Genomic DNA, 23,418 nt, shown 5'->3' with positions numbered 1-23,418 from the left:
GGGGAATACTTTTGTTAGCCAGACCCGACATCTTAAACCCCACCCTTTATCGATTGCTGGACATGTTTGGACTTAACAAGGTCTACGTGCGGGGCGAAGGTAATTATCTTTACGATGAACAGGGAAGGAAGTACCTGGATTTCATAGCCCAGTACGGAGCAGTTCCCTTCGGATACAATCCAACTTTTTTGTGGGAGGCAATTGCCAGGTTTCACGAAGCCGGGCTACCCAGCCTGGTTCAGCCCTCGGTTCCGCTGAAAGCCGTAGAATTGGCAGAAAAACTGGCCGAGTTTGCTCCAGGTCAGCTGCGGTACGCGACCTTCACCCAGAGCGGGGCGGAAACCGTAGAAGCTGCCATCAAGCTGGTACGGTCCGCTACCGGGAAATTTAAGATACTCTCCTGCGAAAACAGTTTCCACGGGAAAACCCTGGGAGCTTTGTCCGCGACCGGGCGCGAGGTGTACCAGTCGCCCTTTTTTGCGCCGGTCCCTGGTTTTGAAAAGGTGCCTTTTGGAGATCTAGAGGCTTTAGAACAGGTGTTAAGCCGAGAAGCGGAAGAGATAGCCGCGTTTATGGTCGAGCCGGTTCAAGGAGAAGGGGGCATCATCGTTCCTCCTCCTGGGTATCTCAAAGCGGCACAGGAACTTTGTCGGCGCTTCGGGGTCATGTTCGTAGTCGATGAAATCCAGACAGGATTGGGGAGGACCGGCTACCTCTTAGCCTGCGAAAAAGAAGGGGTGGAGCCGGACGTACTTCTCTTATCCAAGGCTCTGGGCGGCGGGCTGGTTCCCTTGGGCGTTGCCCTGTCAGCTCCCTGGGTTTGGAACGAGGATTACGGGAGACTGCACAGCTCGACTTTTGCCAACAACAATTTCACCTGTCATGTGGGTCTGGCAGTCTTAGATAAGCTGCTCGAAAATGAAGGAGAATTGCTGCGAGAGGTCAGGGAGAAGGGGAAGTATCTCCTCGAAAAAACCAGGGAGGTCCAGAAACGCTGGTCCGGGGTAATAAAAGAGGTGCGGGGCGAAGGGCTGATGGTAGGCCTCGAGTTTTGTGAATTTCCGCCGGAGGACTCTTTCGACCTCATTTTCTTAAGTAAACGCGGCGGTTTCTGTGCCCTGCTTTCCGGGGTCCTGCTCAACGTCTATGGCATACGTTCTGCACCTTTCCTGAACAATCCCATGACCGTGCGCTTGGAACCCCCACTGACCATTGAGTGGGAGGAGATCGACAGGTGTGTGGCGGCCCTGGATCAAATATGCGAAATCGTGTATAAGAAGGATTACGTATGGCTGTTCAAATACTTGTTGGGAGATGAGACACGGCCCGGCCAGGTCAAGGATTACCGGTGGACCTTGCGTGAGGTTAAGTCCTCCGAACTGAACCCTGGAGAAAAGCCGTCGCACCGGTTTGCTTTCTTAATTCACTACCCGGGCCACGATGACCTGATTCACGCAACCCCTTCACTTGAACAGCTTAGGGAAGACCAGTTGGAAAAGTTTCTGGACTGGCAGGCGATTGACCCGGAACCAGAAGTGCTTTGTCACATGCCGGCTTTACGTTGTCGCGCTGGGGAAGTGATAGAAGGTTGGTTGATAGGAGTGCCTTTTGGAGGCAAGCAGATGATGAAGCTGCCGCGTAGCGTCACCGTACCGGTTATACAGCAGGCGGTGGACATGGCCCGGGACCTGGGAGCAGACGTGGTAGGTCTGGGGGCCTACACCTCGGTGGTTACCCGGGGAGGACGCGATGTGCAGGGACGCGGGGTGCCCGTTACCAGCGGCAATAGCTTCACCATAGCTGTGGCGGTCGAAGCCACGTTCCTAGGGGCAGAAAAAATGGGAACCGACTTGGATCAGGCTGCGGGGGCCGTCCTGGGAGCCACCGGCTCCATAGGACGGGTATGCGCCATCTTGATGGGGGAACGGGTGACCCGTATTAGCCTTATCGGCAACCCGGCCAGGAAGAACAGCAGCCTGCGCCGCCTGGGCATCGTGGCCGACGAAATTGTGGAGCACGCCATGGCCCAAAGGGCCAAAGGGAATCTTCGCGGTCTAGCCGGGTGGCTGGACCGGGCTTTGACTAAGCTAAGAACCGGCACGGAAGAGGACCTGCAGCTCACAGCGCAGCTCGAAAATGCTTGCTATTTAGGAGCGCCCGACTCTCCACGGCCGTTTGCCACGCTGGAGGCGATAGCAAAGCGTCTAGGAACTGTCTGTCCCATAACCATCACTTTGGAGGTAGACAAAGGTCTCAGGGCGGCAGATGTTATAATTGCTGCCAGCAATTCACCCGGCTACCTTATCGGTCCCGAGCACCTCAAGCCCGGTGCAGTAGTGTGCGACGTGGCTCGCCCTCCTGACGTGTCACCTGCCGTGTATCGGGAGAGAAATGACGTGCTCGTACTCGAGGGAGGGTTAGTACAGCTTCCGGACAACATTGCCTTCGGTTCCAACCTGGGTTGCCGGGAAGGGATAGCCCTGGCATGCCTTTCCGAGACCATGCTCCTAGCCTTTGAAAACGATGGGCGTGATTACAGTATCGGCAGCCGTATCCCTTTGGAAACGGTCGAGCATCTGCGCGGGCTCGGTGCCAAGCACGGGTTTGGGCTGGCGGCGCTCCATTCGCGGGGGAAAGAAATAACAGAAGAGGAAATAAACGAGATACGGTGGCGGGCCAGTTTGCGACGCCAGCAGGCTGCCTGGGGCTTAAATAGTATTCCTGACGCTGATTCGCGCAGAATGTAGTTAAAACCACAATCATATGTGATTTCACTGCGAAAAAGGCCAACCATCGTGGATACAATTCGCGTGATGCTCATTTTGACCGGGACTGAGTGCCCGTGTTTTTTTGATCAGGTGATTTCTGGAAGGAGAATTGAGAACTGGAAGGAAAATAACTATAATATTAAGCAATACCGATACCAACAATCAGCATGAGTAAGCGTCCAATCTTACATTCGTGTAGAAGGAAGGGGAATATTCGTGTACGTGACCGAGATCAGGATCGGCCGGGATGGGAAATGGTATGCTAATGGAAACGAGATGTTCAGGCTGCCAATAGTGAACTTGTTCGCCCGTCACCTAGAAAGGGACGAAAATGGGGGCTACTACATCCACCTGAGGGATGAAACCTTTCCAGTGGTGGTCGAGGATGTCCCTTTTTATGCCATTGGCATCGACGAGAGCCAGGAGACTTTGACCCTGGTTTTCCATGACCGGCAGGAAATGAAGATAAACGAGCCGGTGAAAATACATTACGCAGGCGATGTCCCCTATATAAGCTATAGGTGGGAGGGAGACACGAGGCTGTCCCGGGGTGTGTACTGGAAACTGTCCGAATACTTCGAACAGCGGGGAAACGACGTATACATAGTACCACCTAAGGCAAACTGAATAGAGTGGCGCCGGTGCCTATATTTTGTATTAATGTATACCGTGGCCAAATAATCGGAGTTGGGATAAATCATCGGTATAAATCTGCAAAAATCTGTTATTATCTGTGGCTAAGGGTGGGCAAACGGCGGTAGTTGCGGAGGATTTACGGATGTCGGCTGGCATTAAGAGCGGAGAAAGGGGGCGTCAAGGTGAAACTATTAGAACCCGTGAAAGTTGGAGGATTGGAGCTTAGAAACCGAATTGTAATGCTGCCCATGCATTTGGGTTTTTGCGAGAATGGCACGGTCAGCGACAGGATGATCGAGTTTTACCGGGAAAGGGCGGAAGGAGGAGCAGGGCTCATCGTCGTCGGGGGATGTACCATTGATAAACATAGTGCCTACTGGGGAATGGTATCACTTCAGGACGATCGATACATACCCGGTCACCGGCGATTGACTCAGGTAATCAGAGACCTAGGGGCAAGGTCGTGTGCCCAGTTGTTTCAGGCCGGACGGTATGCCAATTCTAAGTACAGCGGTATTCAGCCCATCGCACCCTCAGCGTTACCGTCGACTTTGACCCGTGAGATGCCTCGCGAGATGACAAAGGCAGACATCGAAGAAGTCAAAGCGAGCTTTGCGGCTGCAGCACGCCGGGCGATTGAAGCTGGGTATGATATGGTAGAAGTCATAGCCAGCGCAGGCTACCTGATATCCCAGTTCTTTTCTCCTTTAACTAACCAGAGACAGGACGAATATGGCGGAGAATTCGAAAACCGTACGAGGTTTGGGGAAGAAGTCATCAAGGCTATTCGGTGCGAGATAGGTCCCGACTATCCGATTTCTGTACGACTGAGTGGGAACGAGTTCATGCAGGGCGGCAACGGCAGCCTAGAAATGGCCAGGTTCGCTGCCAGGCTTGAACAGGCGGGGGCTAACCTCTTTAGCGTTACCGGGGGATGGCATGAGTCTAGGGTGCCGCAGATAACCATGAACGTACCTCCGGGGGCTTATTCTTACCTGGCGCGAACGGTAAAAGAGGCTGTTAATAATTCTCAAGTCATCGCTTGCAACCGCATAAACGACCCGGTGATAGCAGAACAAATTCTCATAGAGGGCCAGGCTGACCTTGTAGGTATGGCGAGAGGCTTGATGGCGGATCCGGAGCTGCCGAGAAAGCTAGAAGAAGGCCGGTGGCACGAAATCCGTAAATGTATAGGTTGCAATCAAGGCTGCTTGGATGCGATTTTTGTTGGTGGAAGCTGCAGGTGTTTAGTGAACGCCAGGGCGGGACGCGAGGCCCAGACCAGACTTCGCCCGGTCGAACGACCTAAAAAGGTACTGGTCATTGGCGGAGGTCCGGCTGGTATGGAAGCGGCGAGGGTAGCTGCTACGCGAGGTCACGACGTTACTCTCTGGGAGAAAGAAGTGGACCTGGGAGGTCAGCTAGAACTCGCAGCCGCCATACCGGGGCGCCAAGATTTTGTTCATTTGATCGATTACCTGGAAGACAGCTTAGTAGAACTGGGAGTCAAGGTGGAGACTCAAAAGGAAGCGGATATAGGCGAGATAAAGAGATTCGGTCCGGATGCCGTGGTCGTCGCCACCGGGGCCCGGCCGATTATGCCGGATATCCCGGGTATTGACTCTAAAAACGTGGTCGGGGCCTGGGAGGTACTGGCGTTCGAACCTGAACTCGGCAAGAAGGTGGTGATCATCGGCGGAGGGGCAGTGGGCTGCGAGGTAGCCCTGTTTATTGCCCGTATGGGGACCATCGATGCTGATACGGTTAAGTTCTTGTTGCTGAATGAGGCGGAACCCGTGGAGCGGATCAGGGAGCTGGCTCAGCGCGGTACCAAAGAGGTCGTGGTTGTGGAGCAGGACAAGAACATGGGACGGGGAATAGGCATATCAACCAGGTGGATTATCCTACAAGAGCTGGCCCGAATGGGGGTACAGTTGCGGCCTTCTACCAAGGTCATAGCCATCGAGGAAGACGGGATAGTGGTAAGCGATCCCCAGGGAAGAACCGAAAAGATACCAGCCGATGCCGTGGTAGTTGCTGTCGGATCTAAGCCCGAGAATTCCTTGTATGAAGAGATTAAGCAAGCCTTTCCAGAGACTTATTTAATAGGAGACGCGAAGGAGCCACGCAAGGCGTTAGAGGCGGTACATGAGGGTTTTGACGTGGGCAATGCGATATAGGGAAGGAATGGGTTCGGCTGCGGAAAGGAACATCTTCTGCGGTCGAACCCAATTGTGTTATAATCATCACAAGTGAGTTATAGGAGCGGGACGTAAAGTTGACTCGGGGATGGTTAGAGCGTAGTCGATTTCTTTCAGCATAGCCTCTCGGTCCTGTGGCAACCGACCTGTTATATTCCAGTAGTTGGATACATGGTCGCTGGTGACCATAGTACCTGGGCAATCCAGATTCTCGATAAGCAGCCGGATTTCCTGCAAGGCCTGGTGAGGAGTTAGGAGTTCGAATTCGCCACTGATGTACTGTTCATACAACGGCGAGTTTTGAACTGGCTGGTAGGTTCTGAATCTGATAAAGTCAGGGATAAACTGGTTCAGGACCCGAGCACTGTTTATCGCATGTTGCTCGCTCAGTTCTGGCCCTCCGATGCCCACTAGGTAGTACTCGCTGAGCTCGACCCCGGCTTGTTTCAGCTTTAATCCGGCCGAAATGATCTGGTCCGATGTAGTTCCTTTACATATGCGAGACAAAACGGTATCATCTCCGCTTTCCATGCCCATGTGAATGCGGGAAAGCCCTGCTTCTTTCAATGCAATCAGGTCCTCCAGGCTCTTCTTGTCAACGAAACGGGCCGAGCCGTAGACTGTAATCCGTTCCAAGAACGGAAACAGCTGGCGAGCGTAAGAAAATATCTCGACCAGATCCTTGGTTTTCATTATTATCGTGTTGCCATCCGGGAAGAATATAGACTTTATCCAGTCTCCGTAATAGATCTTGGCCATACGCAGGTCGGCCTTGATTTCTTCAACCGGCCTGATTCTGAACTTGGTTCCTTTGTACATAGAACAAAATGTGCACTTATTATGAGGGCAACCGATGGTTGCCTGTATCAATAGACTGTTCGCTTCGCTCGGTGGGCGGTACACGACACCTTCATAACGCATGTGTTCACCTTCTCTGGGTGGTTTCGTATCTAGGTTAACAAAACTTACAGAAGAAGAAAAGGGGGATAATATGGGCAAATTTAAGCTGACTGCGAAGGAATCGCTTATGCTGGTCATCGACTTTCAGGAGAAACTGGTGCCCGCGATTGACCGCAGGGAGAAGATCATCCACAACGCCGGACTGCTTTTGCGCTTGGCCGGGCTCCTGAGTATTCCTGTGATCCTCACAGAACAATACCCTCAAGGTCTGGGGGTTACCGTGCGCGAGATCAAGGAGGTGTTGCCTGAATACGCTCCTGTAGAAAAGAGATTGTTTTCTGCCTTTATCCCTGAAGTAGAGCAGAAGTTGAAGGAACTGAATCGCTCCCAAATCATCGTAACCGGAACCGAGACCCACGTTTGTGTTTTTCAAACGGTGCGGGACCTGGTAGCGGCAGGGTATGAGGTGTACCTGGTTCGGGATGCTGTGGGCTCAAGGTTTAAGGAGAACTACCAAAGCGGTTTAGAGTTGATGAGGGATCTGGGGGCTATCATCACCAACACCGAAACCGTTATCTTTGACCTGCTCCAGGTAGCTGAAGGGCCGGCATTCAAAGAAATGTCTAAGCTTCTTAAATGAAGGCCGTTTAGATGAAGAGTCAAAGCCTTGCAGGCGGGATGGCAGACTAGTTATCGTGTTGGAATATTAGGACGGTTTAAGACAGGGGTGCTGCATGTGAATCTGAGCGTGATGACCGTCGATGACGATGAAAGGGAAAGGATAGTGCTCCGTTATATATTGGAGCAGATAGAGGATGTAAAGATCATCGGTGAGGCCAACAATGGCTTAGAGGCAGTTCTTCTCATAAAAGATAAGAAACCGGACCTGGTTTTTCTCGACGTGAACATGCCCGAACTGAGCGGGTTGGAAACCGCGCAAAGGGTAGGAGAATTGAACAATCCTCCTCTGATCGTTTTTGTCACTCAGCATCCTGATTTTGCGGTGCAAGCCTTCGAGCTGGATGCTTTAGATTATATCGTGAAACCCATCACCCCTTCGCGTTTACAAGAAACCATAAACCGGGCTAAGAAACGGCTGGTTCACGAAAAACTTATCGAAAACCGAGTGGAAGAAAAGTTGAAGGAGCGCATAGATTTTTTTGTCAAAAGACTCCGCCGCGAAGAGGTGTTATTCGACAAGATACCGATTAGGGAGAGGGGAAAGATAACCCTTATCAATCAGGAGGATATCATTTTCGCCGAGAGTCAGGGCAAAAAAGTCTTTATTTATACGGACACCAACGAGTATCCGACTAACTATACATTGAACGAACTGGAAAACAGGCTTGACCGCAATACGTTTTTCCGGGTACACCAGGCTTTTATCGTGAATCTGAACCGCATCAAAGAAATCGAATCCTTCGGTGAAGGTTCGTATTTGATAAACCTGGAGAAGTCCAAAAAACAGATAATGCTCAGCCGTGCTCGGGCCAAAGTGCTGCGCAAGAAATTGGGGCTGTGAAGGCAGTACATCCCCAGAAATCGTCAGTTTATCCCTTTAAAATTTCACTTGACCGAGTCATTTGGAGCAGCGACAGGTTGCAAAAGAGCAACATGGCAGGTTTGGTAATATAGAGGTTTCTGAACGCTGGGTCTTATCATTGCCTTTCCGCTGGCCGGTCGTACCGCTCGATTTATAGAAATATCGTAAAGAAAAAGCTAACCATACCTGTTTCGAGACCAAATAGTAATGGAGATAGTGAAAACAATAACAAAATGTATTATGATGTAACTAGAGATAGAGTCGGAACGGTGAAAAGGACGGTCGGTTGACAGGAGGTGTTAATCATGAGTGACAGGGGGTTGTATGATGGAGCGGCAGTAAAGAAATTGTGGGAAGAAGAAAGATATCACGATGATTTTGAGATCGTGGACAGCGAGGGAGAAGAGGAAGAGGTTACGGTCTACGATGTCGATGTGGTCATGGGGTATTCGGTCGACATTCTGCAACTGGGTATCTACCTCTTCCTGGGGGCGTTGGTGACCGGGGTTATTTACACGGTGTTCCAGTACCTGTGACGTGCCGCGGGGCAGAGGAATGGAGTGATGTTTTATGAAACCATACCTGAAACTTGCCAGACACGATGGGAACCGGACCCTGTTTGATTTGGTAGAAATGTCCGTAATCTCTACCTACTGCGGAGAACCTTTCCACCTTCATGCAGAAGGACTGCGTGGAACCGGTAAGACAACCATTATGCGGGCGGCCAGAGATATCCTTCCTCCGATCAAGCGGATTAAAGGTTGTATTTACAACTGTGACCCCCAAGCTCCGCACTGTCCAATGCACAGGGATTTAACTCCGACCGAAATCGAGGCCATTGGAGTAGAAGAAATACCGATGCCGTTTTTGGAAATATCGCATTCGGCCAAGGTGGGTACGGTCGCAGGAAGTATCGATTTGGCAAAGATCACGGATCAGAACCATCCTCAAGCAGCGCTTTTGCCAGGCATTATACCTCAGGCTCACCGGGGCATCATCTTTATCGACGAGATCAACCGTTTGGCCGATACCTCGCCCGAGATAACGGATATCCTGCTGGACGTGATGGGGAACAAACCAGGCCGCCTGCAGATCGAAGAAGCGGGGCTGCCGGTGGTGGAGATATCCATCACGGTGTCGGTATGGGCCGCCTCCAACCCGGACGAGGAGCCGGGACCGTTGGAGGAGGTCAGGCGGCAACTCTCGGACCGGTTTGACATGGTTTATTACATGGGGAGGCCGGGGTCGGTAGAAGTGGTCTCCCAGATGTTGCAGAACTCGAGGGCTATGAAGACAGGCATCAACCAAGAAGAGTTGGAATCGGCCAACCAGGAATACAGGCAAAGAATAATTGAAATGGCGGCGCGTTACGCCGAAGCAGATGTACCAGACTTTGTCCGCAACTTCATCGCCAGGGTGTACGTTAAACACAACCTGGAAAGCCTGCGGGCGGTTGAGGCCATCCAACAAGGAGCTATTTTACACAGCATCCTGAAAAAACGGAACCAAGTTACGGTTGCTGACGTGATCGAGATGATCCCGCTGGGACTCAAGCACAGGGTAGACGGGGATACCTTGGTCAAGATAATGAACAGTCTGGAGTCGAGGTCTCCCAAAGAAAGCATCTTGAGCCTGCGGGACAAGAGGGAAAAGGGTAAGACGGGTCGAGAATCGAACGAAGAGCTTTTTGAGCCAGGAGCCCGAAGACTTAGAGATATCAGCAGGAGTGAATTGATCGCAACCGAAAAGGCACTGAACCCCAGCGATTTTTAGGGGGTGGTTCCTGTGGTAACTGATAAACATGCAGCCTTTGATAAATCGAGTGTCGTCGGCAACTATCTTTCCATCTATTTTGGGCAGGAACAGGGAGTCAGGTTGGGAGAAAGTACGGTGGTCAGTCGAAAGGCTCATGCCGTGGTTCCAGGCAAAAAAGGCAATGTGCGCATATTGGTGAACAGGGATGCAGGCCGTACCTATCTCAACTACGTTGACTCTGACCAGGTCGTACACATCGACGTGTTCCATGAACCTGGGGTAGTAGACGCTAGAGCGGTAGCCAAGGAAATATTCTGGGCAATTGAAAACTACCTGGTGGAAGAGAACCCGAATCTTAATTTCATGGAGGAAGAGAAGTTTAAAAACGTTCTAGACTATGCGTTGCGGATCGAGGTTACTACTCGAAGCGGAAAAGGAGTGGTGTATGACCTTTTCCAAGGAGAGGTGGGGCCGGTTTCGGAGGAAGAAGAAAAACTGAATCACGTTCACCTGTTGGCTAGACTGACATCCGACCGGTACGGTGTGGTCCTCCCGGTAGCTGAAGCTGCAGAAGAGGCAGTGGTGAAGTCTGGATTGCGGCTGGCTAAGGTGAAAAAGATATCTCATGGTAACGAAAAACAAAAGCCGGACAATTTTGCAGGATACATCGTGTTACCGTGGAAAAAGGCCAAGGGCGAATATAGCCAGATACTAATTCGTGAAAATCAGAACCAATTGATATTGAAACTTGCTGAAAAATTTGCTAACCTTGAAGAGGTTGAGGAATTCCTTGAAAGCTGTACCGCTAATATACTTAAGCGTAAAAGCCAGGACGAGCAAAGGCGGAAGTGGGGAGATGTAGACCACTACCTGGACCAATTGCAACAGCTGGGCTTGATTAAAAACGGACTTTTGGGTCCGGTCTTGACCAAGGAGGGACGCCAGCTCAAAGATTTTCTGCTCAAGCATCGGTGCGAACTGGAGGCCGAGATCAGGCGCAATATCCGGCACACCTCTTCGGTAGCCAGGAGATACCAGAAGATAGGCAAAAGCGATTACAAGCCGTCCCAGGTCTATTTCACCAACCGTAACAAAACGGTCAAGGTAGAGGATGGAACCTGGTCCGGAGACCTGGCGGTGCCGGAAACGGTTGTACAGGCCAAGAAGAGCAGTCTCCTGCGGGGAGAAAACCGGTTGACTATACACAAAGAGGACCTGCACGTGTACGACCGGAAGTCTTACGTTCCCATAGACGTTTGCCTCTTGATCGATGCGAGTGCCAGCATGGCCGGGGATAAGAGGCAAGCGGCGTGTTACCTGGCAGAGCACTTGCTCTTGACCGGCAGGGAAAAGGTAGCGGTTGTCACTTTCCAAGAGATGAGTGCCACGGTAGCGGTACCTTTTACACGGAATCAAAAGGTGTTGTCCAAGGGATTGGCTCGCATCCGACCGGGGGGCCTGACTCCCATGGCGGATGGTATATTTACCAGTGTGGAGTTGATAAGGTCTTCTCGGGTGCACAACCCGCTCCTGATACTGATAACGGACGGTATGCCCAACTTCCCGTTGTGGAGTTTTGATGCCAAGAGCGACGCATTGGAAGCCGCCCGTAAGGTGGCTGAAGCGGGTATAAAGTTCGTTTGTATCGGACTTGAGTCGAATAAGGTATTTTTGCGAGATGTAGCCAAGCAAGCACGGGGAACCCTGTATATCGTGGACGACCTCAACCGGGATTCCCTGATAAACATAGTCAAGTACGAAAAAAGGGTTACTGAAGCTACTGGGATTTTGTAACTCAGCATTAGGCAAACTAGGTTTGCTTTAATGACTCCTCCTTCATAACTGTGAGCGCCTTGAGGGCGCTTCTTTTTTTGCCTGTTGCCGGGGCGGAATAAAAACACTGGCTTGTACATAGTATCTTAGGAGAAGGGTGGGGAGGGGATGGAACATGAGAAGCAGACGCTGGTGGCTGGTGGTTGTGCTGTTATACATCGCTTGCTTTAGTAGCGGGTGCTGGTTGACCGAAGATACCAGGCTCAAATCTTGGCGGGAGTGGATTAAGGTACCGGTGGAGGAGGGGAAGGAGGCTTCGTCAACCGCTGTTAAGTCCAATCGTACCGCTAACATAAAAGAATTAACGAAAGAACGCATAACGGTTGAACTGTACTTCGCTCGTAAGGACGGTAAAGGCCTGGAGGCGGAAAAGCGGGATATTCCAAAGGAGGAAGGCATCGCTAGGAAAACCATCGAGGCCTTGCTGGCAGGGCCTCAAAACCCGAACCTGATCTGTCCTTTGCCTGAAGGAACCAAGCTTTTGGACATCAACATCAAGCCTGACGGGCTGTGCATCGTCAATTTCAGTCGGGAGATTACGACAGTAACTCCGGGGAAGCCGGAACAGCTGGCCGTCGACGCGGTGGTGAAGACCCTTTGCCAGTTTCCCTCTGTAAAAGACGTTAGGTTTATGGTAGAAGGGGATTATGTAGACACCCTGGCCGGAGGAGTAGACATTTCTCGACCATTGAAAGCTTGATTAAGAACCAAAAGCTCGGTGGACTGCTTATTTCCATGATTATCCGAACTTAGAATAACTAGCAAAACATGGGTTATTGACTTGTAGGGTAGAATGTAAGCGCGAAAAGTGCTAAATTATTTACTGGCATGTTTATGCGTATACTGAGTTTATGAAATGACATTTTTAAACAGGAGACAGGTTTTGAGAAGAGGTGTATTAGTTGGAACGTGCACAGCCCGTCGGGGTTTTTGACTCCGGCGTGGGCGGTCTTACGGTGGTAAAGGAGATAATCAAGAGGTTGCCCTGCGAGAACATAATATACATCGGTGATACGGCAAACGTACCTTACGGTGGGAAGCCGCCCCAAGAACTGATTCGGCTAGGCAAGAACATAATCGATTTTTTGATTAACCAAGGAGCAAAAGCGGTAGTGGCAGCATGCAACACCAGTTCGTCGGTATCGATACCGATTTTAAGAGACATGTGCCCAGTACCGGTAATCGACGTAATAGTACCTGGAGCTGCCAACGCGGCAGCAGTCACCCGTAATGGCAGAGTCGGGGTCATTGCCACGGAGGCTACGGTGAAGACCGGGGCCTATACCAGACATATCAAAGCTCTATCTCCGGGGATTTCGGTTTATGAAGTGGCCTGTCCCCGTTTCGTGCCTTTGGTCGAGCAGGGGGTCCTAGAGGGGGACGAGGTAGAAGAGGTGGCGAACGAGTACTTGCAACCGTTGCGCCGGCAAGGGGTAGACACGCTGGTCATCGGCTGCACTCATTACCCTTTCTTGATACCTGTTATTCAAAAAGTAATGGGCAAAGGGGTACGCTTGGTGGATCCGGCGGAAGAAACGGCTAGCCGGCTAAGAGCGACGCTGTTGGAACGGGGATTGGACAACCCGGGGACTACCAGCCCCCAATACCGGTTTTTTGCTACCGGTTCCAGCGAATCTTTTTTCCGGGTGGGGAAACTGTTACCCGAGATCGATATCCGAAAGGTGACGACGTTGAAACTGGAGCGGGGAATATGGGAAGGATAGGTTTTACTACGACTATACCGGTGGAGATGATTCTGGCGGCGGGCAAGGTTCCGGTCGACCTGAATAATCTCTTCATAAACGCGGATCGTCCCCAAGAACTGGTAGACCAGGCTGAGGAAGAAGGGTATCCGCGCAATATTTGCGGGTGGATAAAGGGCATCTACTCGGTCGCCCTGCAACTGCCGGACATGGAGGCTCTGGTGGCAGTGATGCAGGGGGACTGTAGCAATACCCAAGCTCTGGTCGAGACTCTAGTGATGCAGGGGATCAAGACTATTCCGTTTGCTTATCCTTTTGATCGGGACCCGGACATGCTTAGACTTCAGATGGAAAAACTAAGGCAGGAGATGGGTGTAACCTGGGAACAGGTGGAAGAGGTAAGACAGGAACTGGCAGGTACGAGGGAGCTTTTACGAGAACTGGACGAGCTCACCTGGAAGCACAACCTGGTCAGCGGTTTTGAGAACCATTACTATCAGGTTAGTGCTACAGATTTTAACCAGGATCCGGAGGCTTTTACCCGCGAACTGGAAAGATTCGTGGATGAGGTTAAGTCACGGGCACCATTTCGGCAAGAAATTCGGCTGGCCTACATAGGGGTGCCGCCCATAGTGAAAGACCTTTACCAGTACCTGGAGAGTCAAGGGGCCAGAGTGGTGTACAACGAGATCCAGCGGCAGTTTGCAATGCCTTTTAACGCTACGGATTTGGTGGAACAGTACCTGCTCTATACTTATCCCTACGGGGCTTTTGCTCGCCTAGATGATATTCTGGTCGAGATCGAGAAAAGAAACGTAGACGGGGTTATCCACTATGTTCAGACCTTTTGTTTTCGCCAGATCGAAGACATCATATTCCGCTCCCGTATCAAGAAACCGTTCCTTACATTGGAGGGAGACAAGCCGGGTTATCTAGATGCCCACACACGTATGCGGGTAGAGGCGTTCTTGAGGATGTTGGCTTCCGTTAAGGGTAATAAATGAGAGGTGGAACGGTGTTGGGCTCGAGAACCGGGAAGTGGCTAAAATGGTAGGTATTGATTTAGGTTCGCGCAATATCAAGATAGTCCAGATGGCGGACGGTAAGGTTGTTAAGAAGCAGTCATTCGACACGATTGCCTTCTACCGGCGCTTCGGCTTGGTAGGGGAGGGACGGCTGAGTCTTGATCTGGCAGAACTGGGCTTCGATGTGTACGGGGAACTTGTAGCCACCGGCTACGGGAAACTTGCAGTGACAGTGGAAGGGGCGGAACAGATTCCCGAGATTCAGGCTCATGTTTTGGGAGCTTGCCACAGTACTGGTTTCTCCAATTTTACCCTGGTGGATATCGGAGGTCAGGATACCAAGGTGGTACAGATAAGAAGCGGGCAAGCGGTCGATTTTCTTACCAATGACCGGTGCGCTGCCGGGTCGGGTCGTTATCTGGAACACATGGCGGGAATCCTGGGTATGGAGCTAGAAGAATTGGGAAGATACGACCAGGATCCGGTTCACTTGAATTCTACCTGTGCTATTTTCGGAGAGACCGAGGTCATAGGGCACATAGTAACCGGGTGCCCTGCACCCAGGCTGGCAGCAGGTGTGAACTACGCGGTTTACCGCAAGCTGGCTCCGATGATACGCAAGCTCAAGAGCGAGGTGTTAGTATTATCAGGCGGGGGGGCTCTCAATCAGGCTCTGGGCCGAATAATGGCCAGAGAAACCGGTTGCCAAGTCATTCAGGTACCGGAACCCCAATACAACGGGGCCATAGGATGCTGTATTTACAGGAGGAGGGTGTAATGGAATTAACGATTTTGGGGTGCTGGGCACCGTATCCCCGGGCCGGTGAGGCCTGTCCAGGTTACCTAATAAGATAAGAACTGAAAAGGCGACCGTGCTTTTAGAGTGCGGGCATTCCGTTTTTTCAGTTCTCCAGAAATACCAGGACTTCAAGCATCTGGACCTGGTGGTTATCAGCCATTTTCATCCTGACCATTACGTGGACCTTTATGCTTTTCGTCACGCTTTGCGTGCGACCAAGATGCTGGGGCAGCGGTCGGAGCCGTTACGACTGCTGGTTCCGGCCCAGCCGGTAGATATGTTCAACTACTGGTACAGCACCGAAGAGTTTAAGGTGGAGCCTATCGCCTGCCTGGTTGAGGTGCGAGATATCAAACTTAGTTTCGTGCCTGTTCTTCACACCATGCCGGGGTATATGATAGTGGCCGAGGATCAGAGAGGCCGCCGCCTGGTTTATTCAGGGGATACCGATTACGTCGAGGAGAGCTTGGGGGCAGCTGCTGGAGCAGATGTTTTGCTGGCAGAAGCGAGTATCCTGGATCGAGACCGGGAGTACGCCCGCAAGGCCAAGCATCTCACGGCCAAGGAAACCGGTCGGTGGGCAAACTGGTGCAGAGCCAAGAAGCTGGTTTTGACTCATTTTTGGCCCGAATATGACCTCAAAGAGATCGAAGCCGAGGCAAGATCCGAGTATTCGGGGGAACTGGTCCTCGCCCGTGAAGGGCTGAAGGTAGAGATTTGAATTTGTGCATGCTATACTTTTGTTTTTGTCTGCGTCTGTAAAGATTGGTCAAAATGGTAAAAGGGTGGGAAACGGGTGAGGGAAGTAGACTGTCAAGATATAGAAGCGGCGGTAGCCGACTTGGTAATCAGGGCCAACACTCAGCTGCCCCGTGATGTGTACGAGGCTTTAGAAAGAGCCTGCCAGGTAGAGGAATCGGACATCGGGAGAAGCTGTCTGGAGATAATTCTGAAGAACGCCGAGCTTGCGCGTTCGGAGGGGCTGGCCTTGTGCCAGGACACGGGACAGTTAGCGGTAAACGTCAAGCTCGGACAGGAAATACATATAACTGGAGGGAATCTGCTGGCGGCTATCAACCGAGGAGTGGCCAAGGGGTATCGGGAAGGATTCTTTCGGGCGTCGGTGGTAGATGATCCCATCTACCGCCGGAACACGGGAGATAATACCCCGGCCATCATCAGCATCGAGGTCATAGATGGGGATGGGCTGGAACTAGAGGCCATGCCGAAAGGCGCAGGTAGTGAGAACATGGGTAGACTAGCCATGCTCAAACCGAGTGACGGCTGGCCTGGTGTCGAAAGATTTGTACTCGAGACCGTAGAACAAGCAGGGCCTAACCCGTGCCCCCCGGTCATTGTGGGGATAGGGCTGGGCGGGAATATGGAGAAGGCAGCCCAGCTGGCTAAAAAGGCCTTATTCCGGCCCTTGGACGTCAAGAACCAGGACGAACGTTTAGCCCGGCTGGAAGGTGACTTATTGGAAAAGATTAACCGGCTGGGAATAGGCCCGCAGGGGTTTGGGGGACGGGTTACCGCTTTAGCTGTGGCCATAGAGTGTTTCCCCACCCACATTGCCAGCCTGCCGGTGGCAGTTTGTCTCGGCTGTCACTGTATGCGGCGGTGTACGACCAGGTTATAGGAGGCAAGAAGATGCTGGAATTAAAGGCACCGTTATCGAATGAGACAGTGAACCGACTGCGGGTAGGAGATCTGGTTAAGGTGAGCGGCACGGTTTACACCGCCCGTGATGCGGCTCACCAGCTCATAGTGAAGGCTCTGGAGAAAGGGGAAAGCCTGCCTTTTTCTCTGGAAGGACAGATAGTGTACTACACCGGTCCTTGTCCTGCTCCTCCGGGAAGAGTAATCGGCTCCTGCGGACCTACCACCAGCGGGCGCATGGATGCCTACACCCCGCATTTGCTCTCTGCCGGGATGAAAGCCATGATTGGGAAAGGGGATAGGGGCACGGAGGTAGTCGATGCTATGCAGAAATATGGAGCTGTGTACCTGGCAACAATAGGTGGAGCAGGAGCGTATTTAGCGGGCAAGGTCAAAAAGGCGGAAATGGTCGCTTACCCGGAGTTGGGACCGGAGGCAGTCATACGATTGGAAGTCGAGGGGTTGCCTTGTGTGGTTGCCATTGACTCCCGTGGAGGAAACCTTTACCATATAGGGAAACAGAGGTTCAACCGGGCTTGACGCGTGAGGTTTAAAAGCGTTCCAGCCTGCGCTTGAGGAGGAGTTCGTATGACTAGAACCAGCGGGCGGGCTTTCGACGAACCCCGGCCGATTAACATAATTCCCGGATACACCAAGTTCGCCCCCGGATCAGTTCTGATCGAGACCGGGGACACCCGGGTAATATGTACGGCTTCGGTTGAAGACAAGGTGCCGCCTTTTCTCAAAGGCACCGGGACTGGCTGGGTGACCGCCGAATACTCGATGTTGCCCGGCTCGACCCCTACCAGGACTGCTCGGGAGGTAAACAGGGGCAGGGTCAGCGGCAGGACCTCAGAGATACAGCGGTTAATCGGGCGGGCCCTGCGGGCGGTAGTTGATATGTCCGCGCTGGGCGAAAGGACCGTTTGGATCGACTGCGACGTCATTCAGGCCGACGGAGGAACCCGAACCGCTTCGATAACCGGGGCTTTCGTGGCCCTTTACCTGGCTATGCAGAAACTTAAAGAATCAGGTATAATCGAAAGACTACCGGTCACCGATTACGTCGCTGCTACCAGCGTGGGCATAGTGCGGGGCATTCCTCTGCTCGACCTGGAGTACGGGGAAGACTCAGAAGCCGAAGTGGACATGAACGTGGTGATGACCGGGAGTGGAAAATTCGTAGAGATCCAGGGAACGGCCGAGAACAACCCTTTTAGCCAGGATGAGCTAGACGAACTGCTGCGCTTGGCTAAAAAGGGAATATCTATTCTCATCGCCAAGCAGAAGGCGGTTTTAGGGGCTGAGAAGTGAAATGGAAAGGAAGCTGGTCCTAGCAACACGTAACGGCAAGAAGTTGCAGGAGTTGAAGCAGCTTCTGGACGGCATGGGAGTGGAAGTGCTCAGCCTTGAACAGTTTCCGGAGGTTCCCGAAGTGGAAGAGGACGGGGAAACGTTTGCTGAAAACGCAATAAAAAAGGCGAGGACTATAGCCGAAGTGACTGGAATGGTTACCCTAGCCGACGATTCGGGGCTTGAAGTTGACGCCCTCGGGGGCAGCCCGGGCGTGCACTCGGCCCGGTTTGCGGGGGAACACGGAGATGATGCTGCTAATAACGCCAAACTGATGGACCTGATGAGGGGCGTGCCTGAGGAAAAACGGGGTGCAAGGTTTCGGTGTGTTGTTGCCGTGGCCGTTCCTTGGGGTGAGGTACACCTAGCCGAAGGGACCTGCGAGGGAAAGATAGCCCACGAACCTCGGGGAGATTGGGGTTTCGGGTATGACCCGCTGTTTGTCGTAGAAGGGTACGGGCGAACCATGGCAGAACTGCCGCCCGAGGTCAAAAACCGCATCAGCCACCGGGGACGGGCTTTGGAGCGAGCACGGGCCATACTCGCTTCCTTATGGGAGGGAGAGTGAGTTGCGGATAGTTGTTTGCGGGGATACGCATGGCCGCATCAATATGATGAAAGCAGAACTAGGGAAGATGGAGGGAGTAGACCTTCTCCTGCACACGGGAGATTTCTATAAGGACGGGTTAGAGTTGGCGCGCTTTTCTGGAGTGCACGCGCGAGTGGTTGTAGGTAACTGTGATATAGGGATGTCCGAGCCAGCGGAAGACTTGTTTGAGATTGAAGGCTACAGGTTTCTTTTGACACATGGTCATCTGTACAGGGTCAAAAACCATCTCATAAGCCTCAAGCTACGTGCCAAGGAGACAGGGGCAGACGTTGTAGTTTTTGGGCATACCCACGAACCGGGATGGGAGAAAATCGAAGGGATATGGTTTTTGAATCCGGGAAGTGCATCATTACCCCGGCTTCACCAGTACGGGACTTATGCCTTAGTCGAAATCGACCAGGACAGGATAACAACCCGCCTGGTGAAGATCCGATAACATGCAAATAAGGGACAGTTTTTGACGCTCAACGAAAAGGTATGGTAAAATAGTTTTTGCTACGGGGCGTGGCGCAGTTTGGGAGCGCGTCTGATTTGGGATCAGAAGGTCGCAGGTTCAAATCCTGTCGCCCCGACCAGCTCGATAACCAGGAAGCCTTGATAGACCTTTATTTCAGCGATGTAGAAATTTGAGGAAGGCAGGGTCCCTACAGAATTCGGGTTGAGTGTTTACGAGAATCATAATAGAGAGAAACGTGACAGAGGGATGGTTCCCGTATGGTCATGTTTTGGGTGATGGAGCTCACCCCGCGTTAAGCGAAACGGCACCGGCTAATAGCTCCTGTCTAATACCAACCTAGACAGGGGCTTCTGTTTTTTAAGCTCATTTCTTTTAGAGAGGGGAGCAAGATCGGGTGTCGGCCAACATCTTATCGGAGACAATCGAATACCTCGAAAGCATTCGGACATACATCGACAGTGCTACCGCATCCGGGCTGGAAACTCTAAAAGAGAAAATGAAGAAAGATTACTTCAACCTGGCCATCCTCGGACAACAGAAACGGGGCAAGTCTACTCTCGTCAACGCGATTTTGGGGCAGCCGGTGCTGCCGATGGCAGTGACCCCCGCCACTTCGGTCATAACGGTTGTCGAGTACGGGGCTGAACCGACAGTCACAATTATCCACAAAAACGGCCTGCGCCGGGAAGTGACGGTAGGGGAGCTGGCAGATTACATCACCGAAGAGAGAAATCCCAACAACGAAAAGCAGGTAGCGATAGCCCACATAACCTTTCCCTCACGGCTTCTCGGCCGGGGTATCCGGCTGGTCGATACCCCCGGCGTAGGTTCCATTTTTGAACATAACACCCAGACGGCTTACGGATACCTGCCCCATATCGATGCTGCCTTATTTGTCTTCTCGGTCGATACACCGGTAGCAGTCGAGGAGATCAGATACCTGCGCGATGTTCGCGAGCAGGTTCCCATGATCTACTTTGTTCTAAACAAGACTGACTTCTATTCCGACCATGACGTGAAGCGGCTCGTGGATTTTACCCGCGCGGCCTTGGAAAAGGAGCTTGGGCAGTCGGTTGACGTGTATCCTTTATCCGCTCTTATGGCCTTGGAGGCGCAGGTAGCCCAAGACCCGCAGAAACTGGAGGAAAGCGGTTTTGCGGTGCTCGAAGAAGCCGTACTGGGTTACTTTTATACGCACCGGGACCGATTGCTGGAGGTGGCATTGCGGAACAAACTGGGCAACCTCCTGTTGCAGGTGTCGACCTCGCTTAGGGTGGAACGGCAGGCCCTCGAATTGCCGGTAGAAGAACTGCGGGCAAAGATAGCCAGCTATGCCGAGTTTTTGAGAATAGTCGACAGGGAAACTCGGGATGTGGCCGTGCTCCTGGACGGCGAGGTGGAGAGAATACTTGAGGATCTGGACAAAAAGTTTGAAAAAGACAGGTCGTCGTTAGAAAAGACCTTGGCTTTGATGTTGGAGAACTGGTACCAGCAGAATCAGGGTTTAAAAACCAGGTTTTTTATCAAAGCTATCGAACAAGAAGCCCTGACCAATCTCACCTCGGTTTTTGAAAGATGGAGGCAGGAAACGGATAAAGAGGTGGCGCGGGAATTCGAAGAGGCCCAGAACCGCTTCCTGTCGAGGCTCGACGACATTATATCGCGAATTTTAGGTAAGGCCTGCGAGGTTTTCGGAATCGATTACACGGGGGAGAGGTTCAGGGTGGACGTCACGGGGAGGTCAGAGTTCTACTACAAAGTGGGCCTAGACCCGTTGATGCTTGAGATCTCGCCCAGGACGTTCTCGGGGTTGCTCCCTCGCCGGCTCCTTAACCGTATAATCTGGCAAGGAATGGCCAAGGACATTCCCCAGGATGTAGACCGGAATTACGGCCGCATCCGGTATGATTTCTTGAACCGCCTGCGACAGTCGGCTTTGGCTTTGAAGTCGCTTCTGAAGGAGGAGACTGAGCGGGCCAAACAGGCGGTAAACGCCAGTATAGAACAGGCCGTGGAAATCAAGGGTAAAGGAGAGCAGGATGCCGTGGAACGCAAAGCGGAAATCGAGAAACACATAGAAAAGATCCACGCTTATCTTGCTGAATTGAAGCGAGCGGCTAGTTAGAAATAAGGGTAAATTTTGACTCAAGAGTTCGCTGCCGATTTCGCTAATTAGCCATACCGGAACAGGTATACGTGTGACTGTTTTCTTTCATGGAGACATTTTCACTGAACTATTATAAGGTGACAATATCACAGATCGATAACATGAACTAGTACAGACCGTTGCAAAGCTGGGGCAAACCAAGTATAATAAGAAAGCGCAAGCGGGTGTAGCTCAATGGTAGAGCCCCAGCCTTCCAAGCTGGTTGCGTGGGTTCGATTCCCATCACCCGCTCCATGCGTTATGGTCCCTGTAGCTCAGCAGGATAGAGCAACGGACTTCTAATCCGTAGGTCGGGGGTTCGAATCCCTCCAGGGACGCCATAGCTAAATTTCGGCCTTGTGTTTATCGGCACAAAGCGAAAAGTACATGAGTCCGATGTCATTAGACGGCAGCCTTTGGGGTAACCCTAATGAAGGCATGAAAGATCAGTCTGAAGACTTTTCAACGACCGCATGGTGGGCGTAGCTCAGTCGGCTAGAGCACCAGATTGTGGCTCTGGGGGTCGTGGGTTCGAGTCCCATCGCCCACCCCAAGTTTCTTTCTGAAAACCCTTGATAATTCGGCATTTGAGGCGATTTGTAAAATAATGGAGGGCGGAACCTCTTCCTTTCAGGAATGCCGACATATAAAGTATTCCTTCCAGGGTTGTAATCAAAGTGTTAAACAGGAAGAAGTAATAACGCTAGGCTAATAGCTTAGCTTTTTTGTTTAACATATTCTCGACGGGTACCGTTGGCCGGCTATCCCCCTGAAAAAGGGGGTCTTAGGATGGTATAAAGACCTGCCGTGGCTGAATTCAAGATCAGAGAGGAAGAAGCTGAATTCTGGGATGCCCACAGCTTGCGCGATCACTGGAACTAGATGGGGCCCGTTCAGGTGGAGGTAGATCCATAACTGACCGATATGGTCGCCAAACGGCGCAAGATTAAACGGATTACGCTCCGGCTCCGGGATTGCTAGCTGGAGGCCGTCAAGAGAATAGCCGAAAAGAAAGACATACCTACCAGACCCTGATACGCTCCCGGGTGGCTGAAGCCATCAGGCCGGAGGAAGAGAAAGAAACTTAATGTATCCCATTCCGAATCAGAGGCCTTCCTGTTTGGAAATTCACCTCTGCCTGCAGCCGTAGTATAATGTAACTACGGAGGTGACTACAATGGAATTTGTAAGCGTCAGGGACTTCAAAGCCCGCACCAGTGAGTTTATGCGCAAGAAAGAGGCCGTAATGGTTTTCCGAGGAAGCAAACCGGCGGGAATATTTATCCCTTGGGAGGATATAAGCCTTGAAGACGAGGTTCGGAGGGCAGCGCTCAAGGCTTTAGCGGAAAGGATTGCCGGAGAGCGGGAGAAAAAAGGGATAACAGAGAAAGAGGTGCTGGAGGACTTTGCGGCTTTCAGGAAAGATCGCCGTGGACGCTAACGTAATCCTTTCGGCGCTGATAGGCGGAAAGGCGATCAGGGTATTCATTGAGGCTAAAGAGTTAAAACTCGTCACGACTGACAGAGTGGTTGGCGAAGTAAGAGAATATATCCCGGTCCTGGCTAAAAGGAGGAGTTTGAGCAGAAACGTCATGGAAGCGGTGTTTTCTCTGTTGAAGCTGGAAGTTGTGGAGAAAGAGGCTTATCTGCAGCAGGTCCCGACGGCCTTGGAACTGATCGGAAGGCGAGACCCTGATGATGCGGACCTTGTGGCTTTGGCCCTCGCTCTGAACTGTCCGGTGTGGACGAACGATAATGACTTGGTCGAGTTAAAGGAAATAAAAACCTTAACCACAGCGGAAATCTTGTGTTTGGTCGATAGTTGGGAAAATGGTTGAGTTTCACAAGCGCTAAGTACGGACTCCTGCGTTTCGCAAGAAGCGCAGGAGTTTTCTGCTTGTGTGCCCGGCATGGGCGCTGGCTATAGGGTGGAAGTCCCGAGCGGTGAAGGTAGCAGTAGCCGTTAGCCTAAGGCAAGGGTGTTCGCGGTGACGCCGGGTACCCGCCGCAGGTGGGTGCTGAAGGAAGCC

At 52.0% G+C, this 23,418-nt stretch carries 23 protein-coding genes, 4 tRNA genes and 1 riboswitch; of the genes, 25 read left to right on the top strand and 2 right to left on the bottom strand.

Features of this window, described 5'->3' with window-relative positions; all coding sequences use genetic code 11:
• The first annotated feature begins 11 nt into the window (after positions 1-11).
• The 3 genes from HPY90_RS06240 to HPY90_RS06230 all read left to right on the top strand — a co-directional run bounded on the left by HPY90_RS06240 (position 12) and on the right by HPY90_RS06230 (position 5,584).
• Complete coding sequence (locus HPY90_RS06240) at positions 12-2,747, top strand: aminotransferase class III-fold pyridoxal phosphate-dependent enzyme (protein WP_287192467.1); 2,736 nt, start codon at positions 12-14, stop codon at positions 2,745-2,747.
• 237 nt (positions 2,748-2,984) lie between these two features.
• Positions 2,985-3,395 (top strand): DUF1285 domain-containing protein, encoded by a 411-nt coding sequence (locus HPY90_RS06235; RefSeq protein ID WP_287192464.1) that lies wholly within the window; start codon positions 2,985-2,987, stop codon positions 3,393-3,395.
• Between the two features lie 191 nt (positions 3,396-3,586).
• A complete protein-coding gene (locus tag HPY90_RS06230; RefSeq protein ID WP_287192461.1) occupies positions 3,587-5,584 on the top strand; it encodes an oxidoreductase in 1,998 nt (665 codons plus the stop codon).
• Positions 5,585-5,650: 66 nt separating this feature from the next.
• On the opposite strand, the gene HPY90_RS06225 is transcribed toward HPY90_RS06230, so the two are convergent.
• Entirely contained in the window at positions 5,651-6,526 is an 876-nt protein-coding gene (locus tag HPY90_RS06225) for a radical SAM protein (protein WP_287192458.1), read from the bottom strand.
• A gap of 70 nt (positions 6,527-6,596) precedes the next feature.
• On the opposite strand from HPY90_RS06225, the gene HPY90_RS06220 reads away from it, so the two are divergent.
• The 22 genes from HPY90_RS06220 to HPY90_RS06115 all read left to right on the top strand — a co-directional run bounded on the left by HPY90_RS06220 (position 6,597) and on the right by HPY90_RS06115 (position 23,226).
• A complete protein-coding gene (locus HPY90_RS06220) occupies positions 6,597-7,145 on the top strand; it encodes an isochorismatase family protein (RefSeq protein ID WP_287192455.1) in 549 nt (182 codons plus the stop codon).
• A gap of 96 nt (positions 7,146-7,241) precedes the next feature.
• Positions 7,242-8,027 (top strand): LytR/AlgR family response regulator transcription factor, encoded by a 786-nt coding sequence (locus HPY90_RS06215; protein ID WP_148216573.1) that lies wholly within the window; start codon positions 7,242-7,244, stop codon positions 8,025-8,027.
• 326 nt (positions 8,028-8,353) lie between these two features.
• On the top strand, positions 8,354-8,584 hold the full coding sequence (locus tag HPY90_RS06210; protein ID WP_013176209.1) for a C2 domain-containing protein: 231 nt from the start codon (positions 8,354-8,356) through the stop codon (positions 8,582-8,584).
• 34 nt (positions 8,585-8,618) lie between these two features.
• Positions 8,619-9,821 carry a magnesium chelatase ATPase subunit I gene (locus HPY90_RS06205; protein ID WP_287192450.1) on the top strand — a complete coding sequence of 401 codons (1,203 nt, stop codon included), beginning with the start codon at positions 8,619-8,621 and terminating at the stop codon, positions 9,819-9,821.
• Positions 9,822-9,833: 12 nt separating this feature from the next.
• Positions 9,834-11,597 carry a vWA domain-containing protein gene (locus tag HPY90_RS06200; RefSeq protein WP_013176207.1) on the top strand — a complete coding sequence of 588 codons (1,764 nt, stop codon included), beginning with the start codon at positions 9,834-9,836 and terminating at the stop codon, positions 11,595-11,597.
• Between the two features lie 154 nt (positions 11,598-11,751).
• Positions 11,752-12,336 carry a GerMN domain-containing protein gene (locus HPY90_RS06195; protein ID WP_287192446.1) on the top strand — a complete coding sequence of 195 codons (585 nt, stop codon included), beginning with the start codon at positions 11,752-11,754 and terminating at the stop codon, positions 12,334-12,336.
• A 202-nt stretch (positions 12,337-12,538) separates the two neighbouring features.
• On the top strand, positions 12,539-13,360 hold the full coding sequence (gene murI, locus HPY90_RS06190; protein WP_287192443.1) for a glutamate racemase: 822 nt from the start codon (positions 12,539-12,541) through the stop codon (positions 13,358-13,360).
• Entirely contained in the window at positions 13,348-14,343 is a 996-nt protein-coding gene (locus HPY90_RS06185) for a 2-hydroxyacyl-CoA dehydratase family protein (RefSeq protein WP_287192440.1), read from the top strand. Before murI ends, HPY90_RS06185 begins: the two co-directional genes overlap by 13 nt.
• A gap of 43 nt (positions 14,344-14,386) precedes the next feature.
• Positions 14,387-15,142 carry an acyl-CoA dehydratase activase gene (locus tag HPY90_RS06180; RefSeq protein ID WP_287192437.1) on the top strand — a complete coding sequence of 252 codons (756 nt, stop codon included), beginning with the start codon at positions 14,387-14,389 and terminating at the stop codon, positions 15,140-15,142.
• A gap of 52 nt (positions 15,143-15,194) precedes the next feature.
• Positions 15,195-15,884 carry an MBL fold metallo-hydrolase gene (locus HPY90_RS06175; RefSeq protein WP_353733642.1) on the top strand — a complete coding sequence of 230 codons (690 nt, stop codon included), beginning with the start codon at positions 15,195-15,197 and terminating at the stop codon, positions 15,882-15,884.
• Between the two features lie 75 nt (positions 15,885-15,959).
• A complete protein-coding gene (locus tag HPY90_RS06170) occupies positions 15,960-16,802 on the top strand; it encodes a fumarate hydratase (protein ID WP_287192435.1) in 843 nt (280 codons plus the stop codon).
• An 11-nt stretch (positions 16,803-16,813) separates the two neighbouring features.
• Positions 16,814-17,362, top strand: coding sequence for a Fe-S-containing hydro-lyase (locus HPY90_RS06165; protein WP_287192433.1), 549 nt, complete (start codon positions 16,814-16,816; stop codon positions 17,360-17,362).
• Positions 17,363-17,410: 48 nt separating this feature from the next.
• Positions 17,411-18,136, top strand: a complete 726-nt coding sequence (rph, locus tag HPY90_RS06160) for a ribonuclease PH (RefSeq protein ID WP_287192430.1) — start codon at positions 17,411-17,413, stop codon at positions 18,134-18,136.
• A 1-nt stretch (position 18,137) separates the two neighbouring features.
• Positions 18,138-18,743, top strand: a complete 606-nt coding sequence (locus HPY90_RS06155) for an XTP/dITP diphosphatase (protein ID WP_287192427.1) — start codon at positions 18,138-18,140, stop codon at positions 18,741-18,743.
• Between the two features lies 1 nt (position 18,744).
• Positions 18,745-19,221, top strand: a complete 477-nt coding sequence (locus tag HPY90_RS06150; RefSeq protein WP_287192425.1) for a metallophosphoesterase family protein — start codon at positions 18,745-18,747, stop codon at positions 19,219-19,221.
• 62 nt (positions 19,222-19,283) lie between these two features.
• Positions 19,284-19,360, top strand: a tRNA-Pro gene (locus tag HPY90_RS06145).
• 144 nt (positions 19,361-19,504) lie between these two features.
• Positions 19,505-19,573, top strand: a riboswitch (Fluoride riboswitch).
• A 63-nt stretch (positions 19,574-19,636) separates the two neighbouring features.
• Entirely contained in the window at positions 19,637-21,367 is a 1,731-nt protein-coding gene (locus tag HPY90_RS06140) for a dynamin family protein (protein WP_287192422.1), read from the top strand.
• Positions 21,368-21,569: 202 nt separating this feature from the next.
• Positions 21,570-21,643, top strand: a tRNA-Gly gene (locus HPY90_RS06135).
• A 9-nt stretch (positions 21,644-21,652) separates the two neighbouring features.
• A tRNA-Arg gene (locus HPY90_RS06130) sits at positions 21,653-21,729 on the top strand.
• Between the two features lie 135 nt (positions 21,730-21,864).
• A tRNA-His gene (locus HPY90_RS06125) sits at positions 21,865-21,941 on the top strand.
• Between the two features lie 624 nt (positions 21,942-22,565).
• The gene (locus tag HPY90_RS06120) at positions 22,566-22,829 is read left to right on the top strand and encodes a hypothetical protein (RefSeq protein ID WP_013176154.1); all 264 of its coding nucleotides are present in this window, start codon (positions 22,566-22,568) and stop codon (positions 22,827-22,829) included.
• Entirely contained in the window at positions 22,819-23,226 is a 408-nt protein-coding gene (locus tag HPY90_RS06115) for a PIN domain-containing protein (RefSeq protein ID WP_287192415.1), read from the top strand. Before HPY90_RS06120 ends, HPY90_RS06115 begins: the two co-directional genes overlap by 11 nt.
• Positions 23,227-23,238: 12 nt before the next feature.
• Here HPY90_RS06115 and HPY90_RS06110 read toward each other — a convergent pair.
• A partial coding sequence (locus HPY90_RS06110; RefSeq protein ID WP_287192411.1) for a hypothetical protein occupies positions 23,239-23,418 on the bottom strand: 180 nt, incomplete at its 5' end.

This window comes from Syntrophothermus sp. (assembly GCF_013314835.1).
GTDB classification, from domain to species: Bacteria; Bacillota; Syntrophomonadia; order Syntrophomonadales; family Syntrophothermaceae; genus Syntrophothermus; species Syntrophothermus lipocalidus.
Note: the sequence above shows the minus strand (reverse complement) of the source record. Positions and strands in the feature narration are given on the sequence as shown.

Bases quoted from the DNA above. Each gene is read 5' to 3' on its own strand.
- HPY90_RS06120 (WP_013176154.1), top strand. From the start codon at position 22,566: ATGGAATTTGTAAGCGTCAGGGACTTCAAAGCCCGCACCAGTGAGTTT.
- rph (WP_287192430.1), top strand. From the start codon at position 17,411: ATGACTAGAACCAGCGGGCGGGCTTTCGACGAACCCCGGCCGATTAAC.
- HPY90_RS06220 (WP_287192455.1), top strand. From the start codon at position 6,597: ATGGGCAAATTTAAGCTGACTGCGAAGGAATCGCTTATGCTGGTCATC.
- HPY90_RS06205 (WP_287192450.1), top strand. From the start codon at position 8,619: ATGAAACCATACCTGAAACTTGCCAGACACGATGGGAACCGGACCCTG.
- HPY90_RS06210 (WP_013176209.1), top strand. From the start codon at position 8,354: ATGAGTGACAGGGGGTTGTATGATGGAGCGGCAGTAAAGAAATTGTGG.
- HPY90_RS06195 (WP_287192446.1), top strand. From the start codon at position 11,752: ATGAGAAGCAGACGCTGGTGGCTGGTGGTTGTGCTGTTATACATCGCT.
- HPY90_RS06155 (WP_287192427.1), top strand. From the start codon at position 18,138: ATGGAAAGGAAGCTGGTCCTAGCAACACGTAACGGCAAGAAGTTGCAG.
- HPY90_RS06165 (WP_287192433.1), top strand. From the start codon at position 16,814: ATGCTGGAATTAAAGGCACCGTTATCGAATGAGACAGTGAACCGACTG.
- HPY90_RS06180 (WP_287192437.1), top strand. From the start codon at position 14,387: ATGGTAGGTATTGATTTAGGTTCGCGCAATATCAAGATAGTCCAGATG.
- HPY90_RS06225 (WP_287192458.1), bottom strand. From the start codon at position 6,526: ATGCGTTATGAAGGTGTCGTGTACCGCCCACCGAGCGAAGCGAACAGT.
- HPY90_RS06185 (WP_287192440.1), top strand. From the start codon at position 13,348: ATGGGAAGGATAGGTTTTACTACGACTATACCGGTGGAGATGATTCTG.